Source organism: Exilibacterium tricleocarpae, from assembly GCF_007004655.1.
Taxonomy (GTDB): domain Bacteria; phylum Pseudomonadota; class Gammaproteobacteria; order Pseudomonadales; family Cellvibrionaceae; genus Exilibacterium; species Exilibacterium tricleocarpae.
Map to the genome: position 1 here is coordinate 23279 of NZ_ML660109.1, position 22134 is coordinate 45412.

Annotated in this window: 14 protein-coding genes; 12 read left to right on the forward strand and 2 right to left on the reverse strand. The window is 57.4% G+C overall.

Annotated features, from left to right (window positions below; translation table 11 throughout):
• Nucleotides 1-167 precede the first annotated feature (167 nt).
• From FKG94_RS24735 to FKG94_RS24745, 3 genes are read left to right on the forward strand one after another with little or no spacing between them, the layout of a single operon-like run.
• A complete protein-coding gene (locus FKG94_RS24735; RefSeq protein ID WP_142929638.1) occupies nucleotides 168-3077 on the forward strand; it encodes a molybdopterin oxidoreductase family protein in 2910 nt (969 codons plus the stop codon).
• Nucleotides 3078-3089: 12 nt separating this feature from the next.
• On the forward strand, nucleotides 3090-3779 hold the full coding sequence (locus tag FKG94_RS24740) for a 4Fe-4S dicluster domain-containing protein (RefSeq protein ID WP_142929639.1): 690 nt from the start codon (nucleotides 3090-3092) through the stop codon (nucleotides 3777-3779).
• 18 nt (nucleotides 3780-3797) lie between these two features.
• Nucleotides 3798-4730: a dimethyl sulfoxide reductase anchor subunit family protein gene (locus tag FKG94_RS24745; protein WP_142929640.1), complete on the forward strand. Its 933-nt coding sequence runs from the start codon at nucleotides 3798-3800 to the stop codon at nucleotides 4728-4730.
• Between the two features lie 128 nt (nucleotides 4731-4858).
• On the opposite strand, the gene FKG94_RS24750 is transcribed toward FKG94_RS24745, so the two are convergent.
• Both FKG94_RS24750 and FKG94_RS24755 read right to left on the reverse strand, forming a co-directional pair.
• Nucleotides 4859-6268, reverse strand: a complete 1410-nt coding sequence (locus FKG94_RS24750) for an MFS transporter (RefSeq protein WP_246125387.1) — start codon at nucleotides 6266-6268, stop codon at nucleotides 4859-4861.
• Nucleotides 6269-6725: 457 nt separating this feature from the next.
• On the reverse strand, nucleotides 6726-7817 hold the full coding sequence (locus FKG94_RS24755) for an aldose epimerase family protein (RefSeq protein WP_142929641.1): 1092 nt from the start codon (nucleotides 7815-7817) through the stop codon (nucleotides 6726-6728).
• 672 nt (nucleotides 7818-8489) lie between these two features.
• Between FKG94_RS24755 and FKG94_RS24760 the strand changes: the two genes are divergently transcribed.
• The 9 genes from FKG94_RS24760 (at nucleotide 8490) to glpK (ending at nucleotide 21551) form a co-directional block, all read left to right on the forward strand.
• On the forward strand, nucleotides 8490-10655 hold the full coding sequence (locus FKG94_RS24760) for an alpha-galactosidase (RefSeq protein WP_142929642.1): 2166 nt from the start codon (nucleotides 8490-8492) through the stop codon (nucleotides 10653-10655).
• Nucleotides 10656-10850: 195 nt separating this feature from the next.
• A complete protein-coding gene (locus tag FKG94_RS24765; RefSeq protein WP_142929643.1) occupies nucleotides 10851-12797 on the forward strand; it encodes a beta-galactosidase in 1947 nt (648 codons plus the stop codon).
• Between the two features lie 374 nt (nucleotides 12798-13171).
• The gene (locus FKG94_RS24770; RefSeq protein ID WP_142929644.1) at nucleotides 13172-14161 is read left to right on the forward strand and encodes a tetratricopeptide repeat protein; all 990 of its coding nucleotides are present in this window, start codon (nucleotides 13172-13174) and stop codon (nucleotides 14159-14161) included.
• A 106-nt stretch (nucleotides 14162-14267) separates the two neighbouring features.
• Complete coding sequence (locus FKG94_RS24775; RefSeq protein WP_218943637.1) at nucleotides 14268-15314, forward strand: isoaspartyl peptidase/L-asparaginase family protein; 1047 nt, start codon at nucleotides 14268-14270, stop codon at nucleotides 15312-15314.
• 196 nt (nucleotides 15315-15510) lie between these two features.
• On the forward strand, nucleotides 15511-16695 hold the full coding sequence (locus FKG94_RS24780; protein WP_142929645.1) for an aminotransferase class V-fold PLP-dependent enzyme: 1185 nt from the start codon (nucleotides 15511-15513) through the stop codon (nucleotides 16693-16695).
• 9 nt (nucleotides 16696-16704) lie between these two features.
• Nucleotides 16705-17967 (forward strand): dicarboxylate/amino acid:cation symporter, encoded by a 1263-nt coding sequence (locus tag FKG94_RS24785; protein ID WP_142929646.1) that lies wholly within the window; start codon nucleotides 16705-16707, stop codon nucleotides 17965-17967.
• A 320-nt stretch (nucleotides 17968-18287) separates the two neighbouring features.
• Entirely contained in the window at nucleotides 18288-18848 is a 561-nt protein-coding gene (locus tag FKG94_RS24790) for a hypothetical protein (RefSeq protein ID WP_142929647.1), read from the forward strand.
• A 324-nt stretch (nucleotides 18849-19172) separates the two neighbouring features.
• Nucleotides 19173-19832 carry a TetR/AcrR family transcriptional regulator gene (locus tag FKG94_RS24795; protein ID WP_142929648.1) on the forward strand — a complete coding sequence of 220 codons (660 nt, stop codon included), beginning with the start codon at nucleotides 19173-19175 and terminating at the stop codon, nucleotides 19830-19832.
• A gap of 231 nt (nucleotides 19833-20063) precedes the next feature.
• Nucleotides 20064-21551, forward strand: coding sequence for a glycerol kinase GlpK (glpK, locus tag FKG94_RS24800; RefSeq protein WP_142929649.1), 1488 nt, complete (start codon nucleotides 20064-20066; stop codon nucleotides 21549-21551).
• Nucleotides 21552-22134: the final 583 nt, after the last annotated feature.

Sequence of the window (22134 nt, forward strand, 5' to 3'; positions counted from 1 at the left end):
CGAATACTATAGCTCGCGAAGTAAAGTGTTTCTCTTCGTTAAATCTGTGCTTTGTATTCGGTCATTCTACCGAGCGGTCCGGCGGCAATCAGGTCAAACCTGGTCAGCGGCCGGGCCGTTTTTTTGTTTTCTCCGCGTGTTTTTGCTGTTGGCTTTACGAAACCTTTATGCCTGACAATCAATCGCCGCTACCACAGTTTGAGGATCACGACCGCCAACAGGTGAAGTACACCACCTGTTATATGTGTGCCTGTCGCTGCGGCATCAAGGTGACCCTGGAGGGGGAGCAGATACGCTTTATCCAGGGCAACCCCAATCACCCCGTCAACAAGGGCGTGCTCTGTGCCAAGGGTAACGCCGGTGTCATGAAACAAAACTCGCCGGCCAAATTGCGGGCGCCGTTGCTGCGCAAGCCGGGCAGTGAGCGCGGTGCCGGTGAGTTTGACGAGATATCCTGGGAGCGCGCCCTGGATATCCTCACCCGGCGCCTGGCCGCTATTCGCGCCACCGATCCGAAGAAACTGGCGTTTTTTACCGGCCGCGACCAGATGCAGGCGCTTACCGGGCTCTGGGCCAGCCAGTTCGGCACGGTAAACTGGGCCGCCCACGGCGGTTTTTGTTCGGTCAATATGGCGGCGGCCGGTCTCTACACGCTGGGGCATTCGTTCTGGGAGTTCGGTGATCCGGACTGGGAGCACACCCGCTATTTTATGCTCTGGGGTGTGGCGGAGGACCACGCCTCCAACCCGATCAAGCTGGGACTGAAAAAACTCAAAGAGCGCGGCGCCAAATTCGTGGCGATCAATCCGGTGCGCACGGGCTACCAGGCAATTGCCGATGAGTGGATCGCCATCCGGCCGGGCACCGATGCCGCGCTGGCGCTGTCGATGGTGCACGTGCTGCTGCGCCGCCGTCTGGTCGACGAGGCGTTCCTGATTCGGTATACCAACGCGCCGCAGTTGGTGATCACCGCGCCCGGCACCTCGCGCGACGGTCTGATATACCGCGATGCCGACGGCGGTGCGGCGGTTTGGGACCAGACCAGCGGGGCGATTGCCAAGGCGTGCCGCACCGATGTGACGCCGGCGCTGGTGGGCGAGTACACCACGCCGACGGGGGAAAAAGTCAGAACGGTGATGAGCCTGATTCTGGAGAAGTACCTGGACCGGGCCTATGCACCGGAACATGCCGCCGCCGTCTGCGGTGTGGCCGCGGCGGATATCGAACGCATCGCACTGGAAATCGCCCGGGTGGCGTTTGAGGAAACCGTCACCATCGATGTGGCCTGGACGGATTGGGCCGGGCGCAAACACGACCGCTTTGTCGGCCGGCCGGTATCCATGCACGCGATGCGCGGTATCGCCGCTCACTCCAACGGCTTTCAAACCTGCCGCGCGCTGCATTTGCTGCAGGTGCTGCTGGGCACTATTGATTGCCCCGGCGGGCACCTGGCCAAGCCGCCGTATCCCAAACATATTCCGCCGGCGATCAGACCGGCGCAGCAGGTGGCGGCGGATACACCGCTGGCCTCGCCGCCACTGGGTTTTCCGCTGGAGCCCGAAGACCTGGTGCTGGACGCCGGCGGCCAGCCGTTGCGTATCGATAAGGCCTTTTCCTGGGAGGCGCCACTGGCCAATCACGGCCTGCTGCATAGGGTGATCAAAAATGCCGTGCAGGGCGATCCCTATCCGATCGATACGCTGATGTTGTTTATGGCCAATATGGCCTGGAACTCATCGATGAACACCCGCCAGACCATCGAGATGCTGCAGGCTAAAGACGCTGCCGGCAATTATAAGATTCCCTTTATCGTCACCGGCGATGCGTTTCACTCGGAGATGGTCAATCACTCCGATCTGGTCTTGCCCGATACCACTTACCTGGAACGGTTCGATACTATTTCCATGCTCGATCGCCCGATCTCGGAGCCCCACGCCGCCTGCGATGCCATTCGCCAGCCGGTGCTGAACCCTGAGCGCGATGTACGGCCGTGGCAGGAGGTGATGGTGGAGCTGGGGTGGCGGTTAAAGCTGCCGGTGTTTATCGGGGACGACGGGGAACGCCGTTACAGCGGCTACAAAGACTTTATCGTGAATTTTGAAAAAGAACCGGGTATCGGCTTTTTGGCCGGTTATCGCGGCGCGGATGCCGACCAGTCGCTGCGCGGCGAACCCAACCCCGGACAGTGGGAAAAGTATATCGAGAACGAATGCTTTTTCGAGTACCGCCTGGCGCCAAACCAGCGCTATTTTCGCCACGCCAACCTGGATTACCTGCAACTGGCGCAACAGGCCGGCTGGGTCAGTTCCACCGACCAGATTGTTATCGAACTCTACTCGGAAACCCTGCAGAAATTCCGTCTGGCGGGGCAGGGGCTTTACGACGGCCCCTGTCCGCAGCGCGATGTCGATAAACAACGGCTGGCGACCTACTTCGATCCGCTGCCGTTTTATTATCGGCCGCTCGAACAGCAGGCTGTCGATGCGGCGCAATACCCGTTTTACGCCATTACCCAGCGCCCCATGTTTATGTATCACTCCTGGGACTCCCAAAACGCCTGGTTGCGACAGATCGCCGCGGAGAACTTTCTCTACATGAACCGGGCGCGGGCTGAAAGCCTGGGGATCAGTGATCTATCCTGGGTGTGGGTGGCGTCGCACAACGACAGGATCAAGGTGCAGGTCAAACTGATGGAGGGTGTGGCCGCCGATACGGTCTGGACCTGGAATGCCATCGGCAAGCGCAGCGGCGCCTGGGGCCTGCACCCGGATGCCGCAGAATCGCAGCGCGGCTTTTTATTGAATCATTTAATTTCGGAGTCGCTGCCGCGCGGCGAGGGTCGCGAGCGTCTGACCAATTCCGACCCGATCACCGGCCAGGCCGCCTGGTATGACCTGCGGGTGAAGATAACCCCGGTTGCAGCGGGGGACGCGTGCAGTTTGCCGCGTTTTTCCAGCCTCAGACCGCTCCCTAACGACACGCCGCCGCCGGACCGACTGATTGTGACGACCCACGCCAATGTCAATATCAAACGCCCCCCGCCGCCGCGAGCCGGTGCTGCAGTCAAGCGCAAGTAGCCGGCCGGTATTATGAAACTCGGCCTGGTGATTGATCTGGATACCTGTGTCGGCTGTCACGCCTGCGCGACGGCCTGCAAGCAGTGGAATACGTCCGGCACCATCGGGCCCCTGGCGGATGTCGAGCCCTACGGCAAACAACCCTCGGGTACCTGGCTGAACCGGATTCGCACCTATGAGGTGGGCGATACGCCGGCCAGTAAAACGGTGCATATGCCGATGTCCTGCCTGCACTGTGAGGATGCCGCCTGCGTGACCGTATGTCCCACCGGCGCCTCCTACAAACGCGACGAGGACGGCATCGTCCTCGTCGACCAGGACAAATGCATGGGCTGTAACCTCTGTGCCTGGGCCTGTCCCTACGGCGCGCGGGAATTGGATGCGGAGCAGGGCACGATGAAGAAGTGTACGCTTTGCATTGACCGTATCTACGACGAACACCTGCCAGCGGCGGAACGCCAACCGGCCTGTGTTATCACCTGTCCCACCCACTCGCGTCTGTTCGGTGACTTTGACGATCCCGATTCGACAGTGAGCCAGGTGACGCGCGCGCGAGGCGGGCGCGACCTGATGCCTGAACTGGGTTATCGGCCGACCAATAAATACCTGCCACCGCGCAGCGGCAAGGCGGTGGCGGCGGTGAAAAAGAATTCGCTGTTGACGTCGGTGAAAGACTGGGTCAATAAAGTGATTTCACGGTAAACAGCGAGTGCTTCCGGTATGAATCCTGCGTTTTCTGTGTTGATGTTTACGGTCGCTTCCGGGGCCGGCTACGGACTTATGTCACTGTTGGTGCTGGCACAGCTCCTGGGTTTGGCCCCGCCGGCGGGCGGACGCAACCTGTGGATGCCCGCGGGCGTGGCACTGGGCTTGATCACCCTGGGTTTGTGCGCCTCCACTTTGCACCTGGCCAATCCCAAAAACGCCTGGCGGGCATTTGCCTGCTTTCGAACGTCATGGTTGTCCCGCGAGGGTGTGTTGGCCGTCTTGTATTACCCTGCTGCCATGGTTTACCTGGGCGGTTTCTGGGTGTCCGGTACCGTAACGCCCTGGGTGACAGCCTCGGGACTTGCCACCGTGTTCTTGGGTTTGGCGACACTGTTTTGCACCGGCATGATCTACGCGAGCCTGAAGACGATACCCCAGTGGCACCTGCCGCTGACACCGGTCAATTACCTGTTACTGGGCCTGATGTCCGGGGCGGTATTGCTGCTGGCGCTGGTGGGGGACACCTGGTCGGCTGTCCGCCTGCCTTATCTGTGTCTGTTGCTGATCGGCGTTGCCGCACTCGCCAAGCTGGCCTATTTTATTCGTATCGGCAAGCCCTCGGGGTCCAGTATACAGACAGCCACCACGTTCACCCGCGCGCGAGTCAGGTTGTTGGACCAGGGACATACGGCGGATGGTTTTCTCAATAAAGAATTTATTTTCAATCTCGATACCGGGCACCTGGTCGGATTGCGCTCACTCGCTGTGGTTTTGGCTTTTATCGCGCCGTCGACCTTTATCGGCCTGTTTGCGCGGACCGGTCAAGATGCTTTTACTGTCGTGGCGGTGGCCTCCATGCTTGCCGGTTTGCTGCTGGAGCGCTGGTTGTTTTTTGCCGAGGCCCGCCATGTGGTTCGACTGTATCACGGCGACCAGACGGTGTGAGGTGCAGTGCTGCCGGCACCACTGCGCTGCTTGAGCCAAGGGTCCACAGCAACGTTCATTAAACCGGCAACCTGCGCCGACGCTTACCGGGCTTTAGTTTTAACGGTGCGTCTGTGGTCGCGACACCCTCAACCGTTAACTCTGCGACCCCTGGCGGCTGACAGCAGCGCCGCGGCCGAGACAAAGCATAAAGACAGCGTCAGTGCTACGTTGACGGTCGACAGCAACTGCCGGTATTTTTCCGGGGTGATCTGCTGCTCGCCCAGCAGCAGATGCACCAGCATATTTACCAGGCTGATACCGATAAGGTTGCCCGATACACGCGCCAGGTTGATCGTTGCCGAGGCGACCCCGATCTCTCTGGCGTCGACGGCACTCATAACGGCATTGTGATTGGGGGCGGAAAACAGCCCGAAACCAATACCGATACAAAACAGTGAGGCGCTGATATACGCGGGGTCGGTATCGAAGTCCAGCCGGCTCAACAGCGCAAACCCGATGGCTACGCTGACACAGCCGGCGGTGGCGATAATGCGCGGTTCGATACGATCGGACAGCTTGCCGGCCACCGGGGCCAGCAGTGCCATGGCCAGCGCCTGCACCAGGATCACCTGACCGGAATCCAGCGGGCTGAGGCCGCGCACATACTGCAGGTACAGACTCAGCAGGAAAGTCAGGGGATAGGTGCTGGCATACATCAGCAAGGCGCTGCCCAGGGAGCAGGAAAACAGGCGGTTTTCCCTGAACATTTGCACGCGGATCAGCGGTTCGGCGTGCCGGGACTGGTGCCAGATAAACACGCCGAACAACACGAAAGCAAACAGCAGTGTGAGAATATTGGGCAACTGCGGCAGTCCGGTAAGGCCGATCACCAGGGCCAGGGTCCAGCCGGCGAATATCACCGTGCCGACCCAGTCGAAGGGCGAATAACGGTCCCTGCGCCAGTCGCCGGTCAAGAAAACGAAGATAACGATCACCAGCATTGCCGCCAGCGGCACCGGCAGCAGAAAGACCGCGCGCCAGCCGAATATCTCGGTAACCAGGCCCCCGAGGGCGGGTGCGATCGTCAGGCCCACATAGACGGCGGCGGTATTCAGGCCCAGCGGCAGACCCCGCCTGGCGGGGGGAAACACCGAGGTGATAATCGCCATACCGGTGCCGAAAGACATGGCCGAACCGGCGCCTTGGATAAAGCGAAAAAAAAGAATCCATTCAATACTGGCGCTGAAAAATGCGCCCAGCGAGGCGAGGGCGTTGATACACAGCCCCAGGGCAAAGATACGTTTGCGGCCGAAGTTATCCGCCAGTTTACCGAACGGCAGCATCAGTGCGACATTACTGAGCAGGAAGATTGTCGGCAGCCAACTGACCAGCACCGCATCGGCCTGCAGCGCCCTGGCCATAGCGGGAATGGCGACATTGACCGAGGCGATCGACAACGGTGACAGAAACGAGCCCATACAGACTACAAACAGGGCCAGGCTGCGTGTGCGGCGCTCGGTCGATGTCTCGATCAGGGTTGGCTCGGGTGAACTCAAACCGATACAACCGCTTTAGGGAAGATAAATACCAACTGTTTGCTGCGCTCCAGGTTGTGGTGTGTGGCTGTCTTGATGGGAAACCCGCTCAGATTTGCCGCTGTCCGGGGGTGTTTGCGTCTGATTGCCGGTGGGAAGTGTACCGGCTATAGGGTGGGATTGAAAATGTGGTCAGCTCATCGATAGACTTGTGCCAGGGCAAGCCGAAATGAGTTTGCGCCCGGCGCGAATTAAGGCGGTTGTGTCAGCCGATCCGGCCCCTGCCCCGGGCAAGGGCCTCACACCGCAGTGTTAACAAGATTCTTTTGGATTCGCATTAGAACCATAAGGGTAAGTTCAAGGGACCTCAGGAACTGCCGTTCGCAGGGGTGCGGCAGACAAGCTCCAGGTATGAAGCGGAAAACAGCGAAACATCGTTTCGCAAAATACTCCAAATCCAAGCCGTGCCGTTTCGGCACTACTCCACGCCGAAATGGTAACTGGTTACCGATTCAAAAATTTCTCCTGGCAACAGTGTCGTGGTTGGAAAGTGGGGCTGGTTGGGCGCGTCCGGGTAGTGCTGGGTTTCCAGGCACAGCGCTGCCCGGGGCCCGTAGGGGTTGCCGCTTTTGCCAACCATAGAGCGATCGAGAAAATTGCCGCTATAAAACTGGATGCCGGGTTCGCTGGTCCAGACTTCCAGCGTGCGGCCGGACTGCGGTTCCACCACTTTGGCAGCGAGGGCGTAGGGATCGGCCGCCGCCGGTTTGTTGAGCACCCAGTTGTGATCGTAGCCGCTGCCGCGGGCGAGTTGCGGATCGTCGGCGTCGATACGGGCACCGACGGCGGTCAGCGCGCTAAAGTCGAAGGGCGTGCCCCGCACCGGACGCAGTTCGCCGGTGGGGATAATACCGGCATCCACCGGCAGGTAGCTGTCGGCATTGAGCAGCAGGCGGTGTTCGAGGATATCGCCGTTGCCCTCGCCGCGCAGGTTGAAATAGGCATGATTGGTGAGGTTCACCACCGTCGCCTTGTCGGTAGTGGCGCGGAATTCAATGCGCAACGAGTTTTGGTTGGTCAGTCGATAGGTCACTGTCACATCGAGGTTACCCGGGTAGCCCTCCTCGCCGTCCGGGCTGAGGTAGCGCAGGCGCAGACCCGGCCCGGCGGGGTCCGGCAGGGTTTCGGCGCGCCAGACCTTTTTATCGAAGCCGCTGTCGCCGCCGTGCAGGTGGCAGGGCGCCGCCGGCGCGCCGGAATTGGTGGCGAGGGTATAAGTTTGATCCCCGAGACTGAATTTGCCGGCGGCGATGCGGTTGCAGTAACGCCCGACAATACTGCCGAAATAAGGCGACTGAGCCAGGTAGTCGGCGAGTTTGCCGTAACCCAGTACCACATCGGCCAGCGCGCCGGCGCGATCGGGGACCCGCAGTTGCACCAGGGTGGCGCCGTAGTCGGCAATTTTTGCCTGCAGGCCGTTGCGGTTGGTCAGCGTGTAGAGTTTTGTCGCTATGCCTTGCGGTGTGTGGCCGAAATCTTCCACGTCGATGGTCGGTTGCGGATCGGTCATTGGAAAGGCTCTTGTTGTAGGGCTGTTGTTTTGGTTCTACTGTTCCGGTTTTGCTATTTTGGTTTTATTGCTTTGGTTTTACTATCTTGGTTTTACAACCTTGAGTTTACTATCGCGGTTTCGTGAATATCGTTATCGCCGGCCTTTAAAACTCACGGTTTTATCGGTGGCCGTAATGATAGTGAAGTTTTCTATATTTTGCGATTATTTATAGTATTAATAAGACAATATCGATGATAATCTTTTGTTCTGAGGATTGTGGTGGCTGGTACCTGGGTCTGGGGTTTGAGTCCTGAATTTGGGTCTATGGTGTGAATAGTATTTGCTTCGAGCGCCGACTTTTGGTGGTGGTGGTCCTTGAAGGGAAGGGGATTGGCACCAAATTATCAACCCCTATTCTGGTTCTATCGATCCTGATTAAGAATACCGAGGGTAGGTCTGCCTCTGGGTGGGGCTTTCAGAAACTCTCGACAGCAGGGATGCTGTCGTGAAGTCCCCATGGATGGGTTCACGATGTGTTTCTGAAAGCCCCACCCAGAGGCAGACCGGTCGATTGGCACTCATAGGTTTAAGTATCACTACCGCCATCAATATGTAGGCGCCTGAAGCGAGTGTCATTTAGGTATTCGGTCTGGGCTGAGCCTGAATCGAACGAACCGTTCCTGCGGCCGAATGAATAAAAAGTGCGAGGGCAAAATATTGATTAGCCGGTTGACCAGTTCGTTCAGTGAGGTGGTGGTTCAGGCCGATATTGACAGCGGTGCCGGGCCCACCTTGTTGTATTGGGGCGAGCCGTTGGGTGCCCCGGTAGCAGTGGATGCCCTGGCCGATCTCAAACAGCGCCCGGCGCTCAATGCCATGCTGGATATCGTCGAACCGCTCACTTGGGTGCCCGAAGCGGGTGGCGGGTTTTTGGGCACCCCTGGTATCGAGGTACATCGCCACGGGCGCGATTTCGTCACCCAGTTTCAGTTGCGTGAGCAACTGGCCATCGAGCAGGGGTTGCGCTTTGTCTATGCCGACACGGCCGCAGCGCTGACACTGGTGGTGGAACTGGTGCTGGATCGAGCCAGCGGTGTCTTGACCAGCCAGTGCCGGGTGACCAACGAGAGTGAAACGCCCGTGCAGGTGAACTGGCTGGCGGCCGGCGCGCTGGCCCTGCCGGCGGCTTACCGCCAGTGCCTGACCTTTACCGGGCGCTGGTGCAAAGAATTTCAGTCGCGCTGGCAGACGCTGGAAAACGGTATCTGGAGCCAGGAGAGCCGCGCCGGTCGCACCTCCCACGCGAGCTTTCCCGGCCTGATGGTGGGCGCCGAGCGGGTGACCCGGGGACAGGGCGAAGTCTGCGGGTTTCACCTCGGTTGGAGCGGCAACCACCGCATCCTGTGCGAACTGACTCGCGACGGGCGGCGCCAGGTACAAATGGGAGAACTGCTGTTGCCCGGTGAAATAACCCTGGCCCAGGGTGAGAGTTACACCTCGCCCACGCTCTACGCCGCCTGGTCGGGGGCGGGTTTGAACGGCGTCGCGGCCCGCTTTCACGATTACGCCCGCATCAACCTCCTGCCGCGCCGGATTTACGAAAAACCCCGCCCGGTGCACTACAACACCTGGGAGGCAATTTATTTTTACCACTCTATGCCGAAGCTCACCCGGTTGATCGAACGGGCGGCAGCACTTGGCGTGGAGCGGTTTGTGCTCGATGACGGTTGGTTTCCCGAACGCAATGACGAACATGCCGGGCTCGGGGACTGGGAAGTGTGTCCGAAGAAATTCCCCAACGGGTTCGAGGAGTTGGGCGGGATATTGGCGAAAAACGGTCTCGAATTCGGTCTCTGGGTCGAACCGGAGATGGTCAGTGAAAACAGCGAACTGTTTCGCCGGCATCCGGATTGGGTGTTGGGGGTGGCGGGGCGGCAGCAGCCGCTCGGGCGGTATCAATATGTGCTGGATATCGCCAACCCGGCGGTATCGGATTTTCTCTATGAGCGCCTGGTGAAGCTGGTAAAGACCCACTCGATTCGTTACCTCAAATGGGATATGAACCGCGATCTGACCCATCCGGCCGGTCGCGCAGGCACGCCCTCGGTGCACCGCCAGACCCGCGCGCTGTATGAGTTGCTGGCCCGGATTCGAAATGCCTGCCCCGGGCTCGAGATCGAGAATTGCAGCTCCGGTGGCGGCCGTATCGATTTCGGGATTATGCGCTACTGTGATCGTATCTGGTTGTCGGACTGCGTCGATCCGCAGGAGCGTCAATTGATTCAGTACGGTTATTCGCTGTTTTTTCCGCCCGAGGTGATGGGCGCTCATATCGGCGAACAGCTCGCGCACACCACCGGGCGCATGACCTCGGTGGATTATCGCTGCGCCACGGCGCTGGTGGGGCATATGGGTATCGAGGCCGATATCGATCGCCTGCCCGCCGGCGAGGAGGAGGTGATCAAGCGTTACTTTGCGCTCTACAAATCCTACCGCAGCCTGATTGCCAGCGGCCGGAAGCATTACCTCGATACCGGGAGCGAAAACCTGTGCGCTTTTACGCTGGTCTCCCCGGGCCGCGAGTGGGCGCTGTTGAGCGTCAGTCGCCTCGAAACCGACCTGCAGGTGTTGGCCGACCCCGTCAGGCTCTATGGACTGGCCGACGAGGTCGAGTATCGCCTGCGGCTGATCAATCCCGAAGTCGTGGCGGCGGCCGATACCAAGACCTCAATGCTGCTGAGCGAGGGTGCAGACATTCAGTGCGCCGGAATTTTGTTGCGCTGCGCGGGTATCCAGTTGCCGGTGATACGGGCCCAGACCACATTGTTGTTGGATATTCGTGCGGTCGATGCCTGACAAGGCGGTTATTCCGGTCAGGGCCTAATGGCAGTCGCATAAGGCGATTGCCGCTACGGCCAGGACCCAGTCAGTGTCTTTATAAAGGCCGAACAGTTTTTATCGAGAGGTTAATTTTTATTGGCAGGTGTACCTTGATAAATAGATCTCGACAGTTAAACAATGATAGCTAAATAACGAGAGGTAAGTCTGATTGTGAAACTCGGTGTTTGTTACTACCCGGAGCACTGGCCCGAAAGTGAGTGGGAAACCCAGGCCGCGCAGATGGTCGATATGGGAATTGCCTATGTGCGCATCGGCGAATTTGCCTGGAGCCGGCTGGAGCCGCAGCGCGACCGGTTTAGCTGGGAGTGGCTGGATCGGGCCATCGCGGTGCTGGCGGCACACCAGTTACAAGTCGTACTGGGAACCCCCACCGCGACGCCGCCGAAATGGTTGCTCGACGAGTCGCCGGATATTGTGGCGGTGGGTGCGGACGGTCGCCGCCGGGGCTTTGGTTCGCGCCGTCACTACTGTTTTTCCAGCCGCACTTATCGCGCCGAAACCGCGCGCATTGTTACCGCCATGGCGCAACGCTACGGGGGTAACCCGGCCATTGTCGCCTGGCAGACGGACAACGAATTTGGCTGCCACAACACCACGGTCAGCTATTCGGACGAGGCGTTGCGGGCGTTCCGGTTGTGGCTGGAGGAGAAGTACGGCAATGTCGAGACGCTTAACCGGGCCTGGGGCAATGTTTTCTGGAGCATGGAATACTCAAGTTTTGAAGCCGTCGAGGCGCCCAGCGGCACCGTGACTGAAAGCAATCCCTCGCATCGCCTTGACTATCGCCGTTTCGCCTCGGATCAGGTGGCCAGTTACAACCGCCTGCAGGCGGATATCATTCGCCGCTACCACCCCGATGTCGATATCGTGCACAACTTCATGGGCTATTCCACCGGCTTCGATCACCACAAGGTAGGCCGCGATCTGGATATCGCCAGTTGGGACAGTTACCCGCTCGGATTTCTCGAACAGGGCAGGTTCGCCGCTGCGGAGAAGCTGGCGTTTATGCGCCAGGGTCACCCTGACTTTGCCGGGTTTCATCACGATCTGTATCGCGGCTGCTGTAACGGGCGCTGGTGGGTGATGGAGCAGCAGCCGGGGCCGGTCAACTGGGCTCCCAACAATCCCGCGCCCTTGCCGGGGATGGTCAGAACCTGGACCTGGGAGGCCTTTGCCCACGGCGCCGAGGTGGTGTCTTATTTTCGCTGGCGCCAGGCGCCCTTTGCCCAGGAACAGATGCACGCCGGTTTACATCTGCCCAATGGCGAACCGGACGTGGCCGCCTTCGAAGCCGCACAGGTGGCGACCGAGATCGCCGCGCTCGACACCGGTGCCGACCGGCGCAGCAGCGTGGCCCTGGTCTACAGTTATGAAGCGGAGTGGATCGTCGAGATTCAACCGCAGGGTGAAGCGTTGTCCTGTTACCACTGGACCTATGCCTGCTACACCGCCTTGCGGGAACTGGGGTTGGATGTGGATATCGTATCGCCGCAGGCGTCATTGCAAGAGTATCGGATGGTGGTGGTGCCCTGCCTGCCCCATGCCGACGATCGCTTTGTCGCCGAACTGGCCGGACTGACGGTGCCGATACTGTTGGGTATGCGTACCGGCAGCAAGACCGAGTCGTTCCAGATTCCGGGCCAACTGCCGCCCGGCGCGCTGCAAACGCTGATACCGTTGCGTATTGCGCGGGTGGAGAGCCTGCGTCCTGATCACGCTGAAATCCTGACGCTGGACGGTGCCGATTACCGGGCCCATTACTGGCTCGAGTGGGTGGAGACGGCGCTGCCGGCACTGATGTCCACAGCCGCGGGTCGGGGCGTCTGGTTCAAACACACAACAGCTACCCACCCGGGTATTCACTATCTGGCCACTTGGCCGGAGGCGGCGTTGTTGCGCAAAGTCATGCAGGCCATTGCCGTCGAAGCGGGTCTGGCGGTGGAGGAGGTACCGCCGGGGGTGCGGCTGCGCCGCCGCGGCGAGGTGCAGTTCGCGTTTAACTACAATGCCCACCCGGTGACGCTGGCGTCGCGGGAGTATGTGCTCGGCGAAGCCCTTATCCCCGCCGGCGGGGTGGCGGCTTGGAAGGGGAGATGATCCGGCCCGCCCGCGGCGGGTCCGAATCGGGCAAAGTCACCTAGTCTATTGACATAAAAGGGAATAGGTAAAAATCGGCACCCGCATCTGTCGCCGCCTTTAGTGACGTTTACCACCGCTTACAATTCTACTCTACCGCTACCGGCAATCCGGCGGTAGCATTCCCGGGCTGGCCCGTCCGTCTTTTGCCCGGCGCTGGCATCAGGTTAGCCATATGGGACAGGCCGGGATTGCTAACGATTGCCTGCTTGACCACCAGACCCGGCCTCATCACTTTAACAGTCAACTGGTATGCCCGGCGCCGTTTTGGATAAAGCTGTCCTGATAATCGTCTTAAGGAAAGTGGTTTTAAAAGCGGGGCAAGCCTGATCTCAATGGAATATTCGAATTGTCTTAAAGTTGCCTTTTTACTGGCTGTCGTTGCGTTAAGTGCCGGTGGTGGTCATGCCCTGTATGCCGCCGATAAGACGAGTGAGTCCTGGCTTAAACAAGGTAAGGTGCTGCAACGCCAGGGTGATGCGGGTGCGGGAGCCCGCTATTACCGCGAGGCACAAAGTGCCTACCGCAAAGCCCTTAAGCTCGAGCCGGCAAATATACAGGCGGCCAATGGTCTCGCATCTGTGCTTATGCGTTTGGGGAACACTATTGAGGCTGCCGACGTTGTGAAACGAGCCCTGAAAATATCGCCTGACAGCCCTGTGCTTTATGCACGGCTCGCGTATATAGCACGCTATGCCGGTTACCTCGATATTTCCATCCAAGCCTATCGCCGCTCCGAGCGCTTAGATAATTCGCCAAAAAACCGCATTCGTGTGCGTGAACAACTGGCGAAGGCCTACATCTATCAAGGCCAACACAAGGAATCGTTGAGGTTATTTGAAGAGATTGCTGCTCTGTCCAAACAACACGACATAACTGTTAGAGGTAAAACTTTCTTCTATGCCGGACTTTCCCTGCTCTATCTCGATGAACCGGTTCGGGCCCGGACGTATTTTAAGCAAGCTGTCGTCAAAGAAAAAGGATCGCTGTGGGGGCAGTTTGCCGCGGGTTATGAACGGCTCGCCGCAAAAGATAAAAAAGGTGTAAAAGACGTTGCCAACGCCCTCGCGCTTGACACGGCAAATATTGCCGATGGTGAACGGCGTTACCGAATGGTGCACCTGGCGGCAGCCGCTGGAGAGGTTGATGGTGCATTAGAGCATTTTGACAGGGCTGTAGCGGCCGGAAACTTCAATTATCCCTATTTTGCCGATGACCTTCTAACCAGAGCATTGCGCGATTCCCATCGCTTTCAGCGCATTCTTGCACAGGCTGATAAACTGCATAAAAATTTTCCAGCGATTGATTTACCCCAATTAAAGTAGAGAGGAGAGAGTAGTGATAAGTTGGCGTATTGTTGAGAAGGCTTTTTTGCCTGTGGCTTTTGTAAAAAGCCTTTTTGCCTGCAGTCTTGTTGGCAATCGGTCGATATTGAAAAGTGTAACCTCACTGGGCCTGCTGTCGATGGTATTGGCTTGCAGCGGTTTGACTTATGCGGATGAGAATAGAAAGCAAAAATCTCTGTCAAATGACTTTGTCATAGTCATTCACGGTGGCGGTGGCGTTCGCAAGCGTGACCAAATGACAGCGGAGCTTGAAGCCGCCCACCGTGCGGCGTTGAAAGCGTCCCTGCAGGCCGGCTATGACATTCTCGCGGCTGGTGGTGACGGTATTTCGGCTGTGGAAGCGGCGGTGATTGTGCTGGAAGACTCTCCCCTTTTTAATGCCGGGAAAGGCTCCAGCTTTAACCGCGATGGCGTGCATCAGCTGGATGCAGCCATTATGGATGGTCGCACATCTGATGCCGGCGCCGTGGGTGTTGTCCAGAATGTAAAGAATCCGATAACGCTGGCCCGCAAGATTATGGAGGACACCCCGCATGTCATGATGGCCGGCGAAGGGGCGAGAGACTATGCACGCAGTGCCGGTTTGGAGATGGTGGCGCCGCACTACTTCTGGACTGAACGAAAATGGGATTCTCTGCAACGGCGCTTGCAGCAGGGGACAAAATACGGCCGCAAGCCGCGCCAGGCGAGCCTGTCGGGTAGGCCTGCCGATGTCGGGCAATGGGGTACGGTCGGTGCCGTAGCACTGGACAGGCACGGCAACCTGGCGGCGGCGACATCGACTGGAGGTCGTGAGGGTAAGCTCCCCGGCCGTATTGGCGACAGCCCTATTATCGGCGCTGGAACCTATGCTCACAATGGCACGCTTGCTGCTTCGTCCACCGGGCTTGGCGAGTACGTTATTCGTACGGTAAGTACTAAACTGATGTCTGATTTAATGGCCTTTAAAGCCTACTCGGCAGATGACGCCGTGCGCGAGTCAATGCAACGCGTTATTGACCTGGGGGGAGGCGTTGGTGTCATCGCCGTCGATAAAGAGGGCAAGGTTGTTATGCGGTATTCCGGTCGGGGCATGTATCGGGGTTTCGTTCGCCAGGATGGCAAGTTCGTAACAAAAATTTATAAGGACTGATTGTGTTCTTAAGCTGATTTCTACCGAGTGCCTGTTTATTCGGATAAAGAAAACTTGACGCTAAAAAAACGGCGTCGCTGACAGGGGCGGTTTTCAAGTGGTTAACCTATCGGCGCAAATCAGCTTCCGTATAGATAAATATAGGAGTTTCAGCTCCCTAAAACCCAATGGATGCCATGAATAGGTCAGTGAAAAAATGAGCCAGCCCGATTTCGATTTTTTTCGTTCAGGTTTTCCCGCACTGAAAGAAAAAGTGTATCTCTCTATTTGTGACAAGATGATTTTGCACGATGCCGTGCGCGAGAATATTGATGTTTTTCTGGATAAACTGGCGATGGCTTCCGCCAATCGCGTTGATCATGAAGAAAAAGTTTGTAGCGCCAGGGCGAGATTCGCCCGGTTGATGGGTGTTGACGCCGCGACGGTTGCCGCTGTTAAAAACGTCTCCGATGGTATCAATTCCGTGGCCTGGGCAGTGCCGATGGCAGAGGGAGACAATGTGGTCGTGACCGCTGAAGCTGAGCACCCTAACAATGTGTATCCCTGGTTACGGGTGGGGAAAAGAGGTGTTGAAGTACGCATTGTTCCAGCAAAACCCACCGGGGAAATTGATGTCACCGCCATGATCGCGGCGATCGACAAGCGGACCCGTATTGTCAGTTGCGCCTCAGTGACATTTGCGCCTGGTCACAGAACTGATATCGCCAGGCTTGGCGAAGCATGTCGCAAGCGCGATGTGTTTTTGCTGGTGGATGGTGTCCAATCGGCGGGTATTTTAGCGCATGAACTGGTGGACGAAAATATAGATGGTTTTGCGACGTCGACGTCAAAAGGCCTGTTGGGCTTATATGGTTTTGGTTTTCTATATGTCTCGTCGCGATGGATAGAACGCCTGGAGCCAGCCTATTTATCACGGCCGGCGGTGAGTATGGACACTGAAGACCATTCCAGCATGGGCGGTTTTGACTATGTTTTGCAGCCGGATAGCCGCCGTTTTGAGCTGGGCAGTTACAATCTCGCCGGTGCTTATGCTGCCGATAAATCGCTTGAATTGCTATTGGGATTAGGTAAGAAAGTCATAGAGAAGCGGGTGTTGGAGCTGGCAGCCCTGTTACATGACGGGTTGAGTTCGCTTGATCTCAGCCCGGCCGTTCCCCGTCAGGGCGCACGGCAATCGCATATTATTACCGTGGGTGCGCTGGATGCGGGCGGCCATGGCTTTTCAACCGACCCCCATATTACGCAGATATCGGCACGGTTAGCTGAAGACGATGTTATTCATACTGTCAGGCGTGGACAGTTGCGCTTTGCTGTACACGCCTACAACAACGTTTCCGATATCGAGCAGGTATTGTCCTGTGTTAAAACTGCAATAGCATAATGGAGTACTATGACTTCGCAATCTGATAAGCCTGCAGGCCGCTCTCCTCTTCGATACTTCGACATTGTGCGTCTCTACAATGAGAGTTCTCTCGGCGTTAAGATTCTGGTTGGTATGATAATCGGCGGGGTTATCGGTCTACTGCTGGGAGAAAGGGCAACCGCAGTGCGCCCCATTGGCGATCTGTTTATCCGTCTGTTGCTAATGGCTGCTATCCCGCTGGTTTTCTTTAATCTTGCCGCCGGTATTACCAGTTTGAAAAATATCGGCGTACTGAGTCGATTTGGTGTGCGCACTGTGGGCTATTACCTCTGCACCACAACCATGGCACTCGCGTTGGGGCTGTTGATTACGCACTGGTTCAAGCCCGGCGTGGGTATGCAATTGACACAAAGTGTTGATGGAGGCTTTGGCGAGGTTCCGGCAGTTGGCCAGATTGTATTGGATTTATTTCCCGCTAATGTATTTCGGGCTTTTGCCGAGGGAAATGTAGCGCAAGTTGTCGTCTTTTCACTATTTATCGGTATCGCAACTCTGTTGTTGCCAAGTGAACCCCGCGCAAAAATTGAAGACGGTATAAGTGTTGCAGCTCAGCTTTTTAGAAAGCTGGTTGATGTTATCCTGAAATTCGGGCCGATCGGGGTAGGTGCCTTAGCCGCCGTGACTATAGGTGAGCATGGCGAGAAAATTTTTGGTCCGTTGGCAAAGTTTATCGGATCAGTCTGGTTTGCACAGGCTTTAATGGTCTTGTTTTACAGCGTTATATTATTGACAATTTCCCGGCGCAACCCCTTGCGTTGGCTTAAAAAAACATCGTCTTTGTACGCTACAACTGCAGCCACTTGCAGCAGTCTGGCAAGTTTAGTCGTAGCCATGGATATTGCCGAAAAATACCTAAAGATACCCCGCAGTGTTTTCAGCTTTACTTTGCCTCTGGGGGCCCAGCTTAACAAAGACGGCACCTCTATTATGCTGGCGGCCGTACTGTTGTTTACTGCCCAGGCCGCAGGTGTGGAGTTTACCTTAACGGAACAGATTACGATTGTTTTAATCGGACTGTTGTTATCGGAGGGTTCTGGCGGTATTCCCGGTGGTGGGCTGGTTATTGCCTTGATCTTTGTGGAGGCGTTTAATTTACCGGTGGAGGTTGCGGGTATCGTTGCGGGTATCTATCGCCTGATTGATATGGGTAGTACAACGGTGAATGTAATGAGTGATTTGGTTTGGACTACCGTCCTGAGTGATATCGAAAAGCGCAGCGGCAATTCGTAATCTCGGCAATCCGGTTTTTGGTCGGGCGGTCTTCGATAGCACCAGGGCCAAACTCCGGCGGTGGCGTTTGCCGGTGAGTCCGGCACACCGGCGCTAATGGCGCTAGTCGGAGCTAGTGCCATTAGCGATTAAACCCAATGGTTGTTATGCGAATAGAGCAAAATAAAAGCGGCAACGTCGCAGCTTTTATTCCTTGTCCCGCGCACTTTGGCGGGTCTGGATGGGGATGGCGTCACAGAACCATCGGTTATTTCTGGCTCCAGCGGTTGCCCCTGGAGTAGTATTCGTGTGTCGATTAACCGTAAGTCAAGGGCCGGCGAATGCGTGCAACGGTCTCGATCCTCATTCTCACCCTACTGGTCGCCTGTGATGGACATATCTATGTGCGCGGCGGCCTGACCGATGGCGATACCTTTTATCTGCCCAGTTATGTCTATGGGAATCAAGACCCGGTGTTACAGAGCTGGGTCGCCTACAGCCTGAGTCGCAGCGTCTGCCAGCTTGAAGAAGGTGGCGAGAATCCGGCGCGCAATCATTCGTTTGACTGCGAGTTTTCGGCGCGTATGACGCTGATCGAACGCTGGGCGGAACTTGGCAGCCCGGCGACCGGCGGCGATAACCTGCTGTCAGGGGAGTTCGGTGATGCCGCCTATCTCGACACCCTCTCACAGATACGCAGGGGCGGTTTCCTGCGCGAATATATCTGGCACTACCTGCACCGGCGCCAATGGCGCGCGCCGCCCGACCTGCGTGCGCGGGAGTTTGAGCGCTGGCGGCTGGCTGAGCTGGCGGCCGATCATCGACCGCAAACCCGCATTATCGGTTTCTGGGGTTATGGTGATGCCGGTGCCGGTGCCGGTAGCGAAGTGAGCGATCCATAAATCGCCGCTATTCTTTGACTTTCCCTGTAGTATCCCGACACGATTCTGCCCCGCATGCCGGGAACAATCCAATGGGTCTTGCTCAATTGAAAGCTTAATCTCCCAGTTAACTTGACTTTGTTATTATTTTTACCAGAGCTGAATAAGTTATGTGAACTGTCCCCTGAATACCCCCTTTTGTGGCGGGAGAGTGAGGTCAATCGGTATCTAACTGATAATTCAACCCCAAAATTATAATTAGCAGTTGCCAGCGCCTCGATCTTTGCACTATATTTTGCCATCCGTCAATAAAGGGCGGGATAACGGGCGAGGGTGAACAAAGCGATGACGGTAGATACACCTGTCAAAACGGGCGCTAAAAAACGCACGCGACTGGCGCCGGAGAAGCGCCGTGGGCTGATTCTGGACGCCGCGGCCAAAGTGGTTATCGAAGAGGGTGTCTCCGCAGTGTCCATGGAGCGCCTCGGGCGCGATGCCAATATCAGCAAAGCCCTGGTATATAACTATTTTTCCAACCGCAATGAGTTGCTGGCGGCGCTGTTGCAGCGTGAGTTCGACGCCATTCGCGACGTCAATATCGGTATTGCCGAAACCGCCAAGGACTTTGAGGAGATGGTACGGCTTACCACCCGCGCGCGGCTGTTGCGGATTCAGGAAAAAGGTTCGTTGGAGCACCGGCTGATGAGCGAACCGGCGGTACTGGACCTGGTGCGCCAGGTTTACGATGCCGACCGGCAGTTGACCAACCGGTACCTGGTCAAGCAGGTCAGGCACTTGTACGACCTCCCCCTCGAGATCGCCATTATCGTGGTCAATATGTGTAATAGCATGACAAGTGCCGGTTTGCAGTTTGTGATCGACGGTGCGGTGCAATTACAGGCGGTGGAAGACCTGAGTGTGAAAATGACCCTGGCCGCCCTCGACGCCGCCGCCGTGGAACACGGCGGTGCCGATCACGCCGCCAACAAACCTCTGGTAAAATAGCCGGGCGCGGTCGGCCCGAGTATTCACCATCAATACGATTTCGCGCTTTCAGCGCGGCCTCCACCCGCGCAACGGCAGGCCCGACTGCACATATTGCCGGGGCCACTGTCGGGGCTGTCGCTAAAGGTCCGCTCGAGAGGCTTTTACTGAGAAGACGGCAGTAGAAAGCACGATTGCCAAAGGATGAGGCCGGGTACCACAGAACTATCACAATAAAAGGTCATGCACACTATGAGCGAGTATATCTTGGTTATCGACCAGGGAACCTCCAGTACCCGGGCGATTGTCTACGATCGATCTTTTCAGTCCGTTGGCGTGGCACAACAGGAGATAGCCGTCAACTGCCCGCAGGACGGTTGGGTAGAGCAGGACCCCGCCGCTATCCTGGCCACTACCACCGCGGTGTGCCGCCAGGCAGTGGCGCAGGCCGGCGCCGGCGCGACTATCCACAGTGTCGGCATCACGAATCAGCGTGAAACCACGATTGTCTGGGACCGAGCCACGGGTACGGCGATCGGGCCGGCGATTGTGTGGCAGGACCGCCGCACCCAGGCGCACTGCCAGGCGTTGCGGGCGCGCAATGTGGAAGCCCGGGTAACGGCAAAAACCGGGCTGTTACTGGACCCCTATTTCTCCGCCACCAAGATCGCCTGGATACTGGACAATACCCCGGGTGCCCGGGCGCGGGCGGAGCGCGGGGAGCTGGCGTTCGGTACCGTCGACAGTTATCTGCTGTGGCAACTCACCGCCGGCCAGACCCACGCCACCGATGCCACCAATGCCTCGCGTACCCTGTTGTTCAATATCCACGAACAGTGTTGGGACGAAGAGTTACTGCAACTCCTCCAGGTTCCGGCTGCGGTATTGCCGGAGGTCAGGGACACGGTGGCGGACTTCGGCAAAACCAGTGCCGCCGTCTGCGGTTTTTCCGCGCCCATTACCGCGGTTATCGGCGATCAACAGTCGGCGCTGGTGGGGCAGGCGTGCACCCAGACCGGCATGGCCAAGTGCACCTTCGGCACCGGCTGTTTCCTGGTTGCCAACACCGGCAAGGCGGCTGTCGCCAGCCAGCATAAACTGCTCAGCACGGTCGCCTACCGTATCGGCGGCGAGGTCACCTATGGGCTCGAAGGCAGTATTTTTATTGCCGGCTCATTGATCCAATGGCTGCGCGACAATGTGAATTTTATCGTCAGTGCCGCGCAGACCGAAGCCATTGCGGCAAAGATACCTGAAGACAATGGCATCTATTTTGTACCGGCCTTTGCCGGGCTCGGCGCACCCTATTGGGATGCCGATGCGCGGGGCGCCATTCTGGGGTTGCACCGCGGCACCAGTATCGAGGATATCGTCGCTGCCGGCCTGCACGCCGTGGGTTACCAGACCCAGGACCTGCTTACGACCATTAAAAAGGACGGTATCGATTTATCGACCCTGAGAATAGACGGCGGTATGGCCGCCAATCACTGGTTCAACCAGTTTCTGGCCAATATTACCCGGGTCTCCGTGCAGGTGCCCGCCGACACGGAGACCACCGCGCTCGGCGCCGCTTATTTGGCCGGTTTGGCGGCGGGGTGGATCGAATCGCTGGATAGTCTCGGCGAGTATTGGCGAGCGCAGCAGGTGTACACCGCGGAGATGCCGCTCGAGCAACAGCAGAAGCTGTATAAAGGATGGCAGCGGGCGGTGCAGAGTGTGTTGACGGATTCTGCCGGATAGCGCCGTTTTTTAGTTAGCCGGTTTGTGGTGGCGCTTTCTCTGGCTGGCCCGTGGCGGCGGGTTTCGGGATTGGGGTTGAGGGACACGCCGTCAACACCTCCCTGTGGGCTTGGGCGCGGCATCCCTGCCGCGCACAGTCCCTCAACCCCAATCCCGAAACCCACCTTAACCCCACCTCACTAAGCCCGTGTTTCTAAAAGCCTCGCCCGGAGGAGGCTGGCCGATTGAGTGGCACTTCTTTACTTACAGTCTGCCCCGCATTGTACCGCCGAACTAAGAAAGTGTGGATTTGTTAGGGATTTAAAGAATCTGCCTGTAATTTAACTACAAAAAAGAGTACAATCCCCTCGCATAGATCGTCATCCCGGTGTTGTCTCCGGTCTCCGATGTCCTTGATAAGCGCTTGAATTAGTACTACAAATAATAAAATACCTGCCTGCTGTGCAGCTTTATCGCCAACTACAGAGATCGGGATGTACATTTATCCAGCAGGACTATTAAATCAGCATTACGGGAGAGTATTTTGACATTTTGTAGTTTATTTACAGGTGGCTACTACATAAACCCGATACACAGAGATAAA

Coding starts and splice junctions, on each gene's coding strand:
- FKG94_RS24735 (WP_142929638.1), top strand. CDS start 168: ATGCCTGACAATCAATCGCCGCTACCACAGTTTGAGGATCACGACCGC.
- FKG94_RS24740 (WP_142929639.1), top strand. CDS start 3,090: ATGAAACTCGGCCTGGTGATTGATCTGGATACCTGTGTCGGCTGTCAC.
- FKG94_RS24745 (WP_142929640.1), top strand. CDS start 3,798: ATGAATCCTGCGTTTTCTGTGTTGATGTTTACGGTCGCTTCCGGGGCC.
- FKG94_RS24755 (WP_142929641.1), bottom strand. CDS start 7,817: ATGACCGATCCGCAACCGACCATCGACGTGGAAGATTTCGGCCACACA.
- FKG94_RS24760 (WP_142929642.1), top strand. CDS start 8,490: ATGAATAAAAAGTGCGAGGGCAAAATATTGATTAGCCGGTTGACCAGT.
- FKG94_RS24770 (WP_142929644.1), top strand. CDS start 13,172: ATGGAATATTCGAATTGTCTTAAAGTTGCCTTTTTACTGGCTGTCGTT.
- FKG94_RS24780 (WP_142929645.1), top strand. CDS start 15,511: ATGAGCCAGCCCGATTTCGATTTTTTTCGTTCAGGTTTTCCCGCACTG.
- FKG94_RS24785 (WP_142929646.1), top strand. CDS start 16,705: ATGACTTCGCAATCTGATAAGCCTGCAGGCCGCTCTCCTCTTCGATAC.
- FKG94_RS24790 (WP_142929647.1), top strand. CDS start 18,288: ATGCGTGCAACGGTCTCGATCCTCATTCTCACCCTACTGGTCGCCTGT.
- FKG94_RS24795 (WP_142929648.1), top strand. CDS start 19,173: ATGACGGTAGATACACCTGTCAAAACGGGCGCTAAAAAACGCACGCGA.
- glpK (WP_142929649.1), top strand. CDS start 20,064: ATGAGCGAGTATATCTTGGTTATCGACCAGGGAACCTCCAGTACCCGG.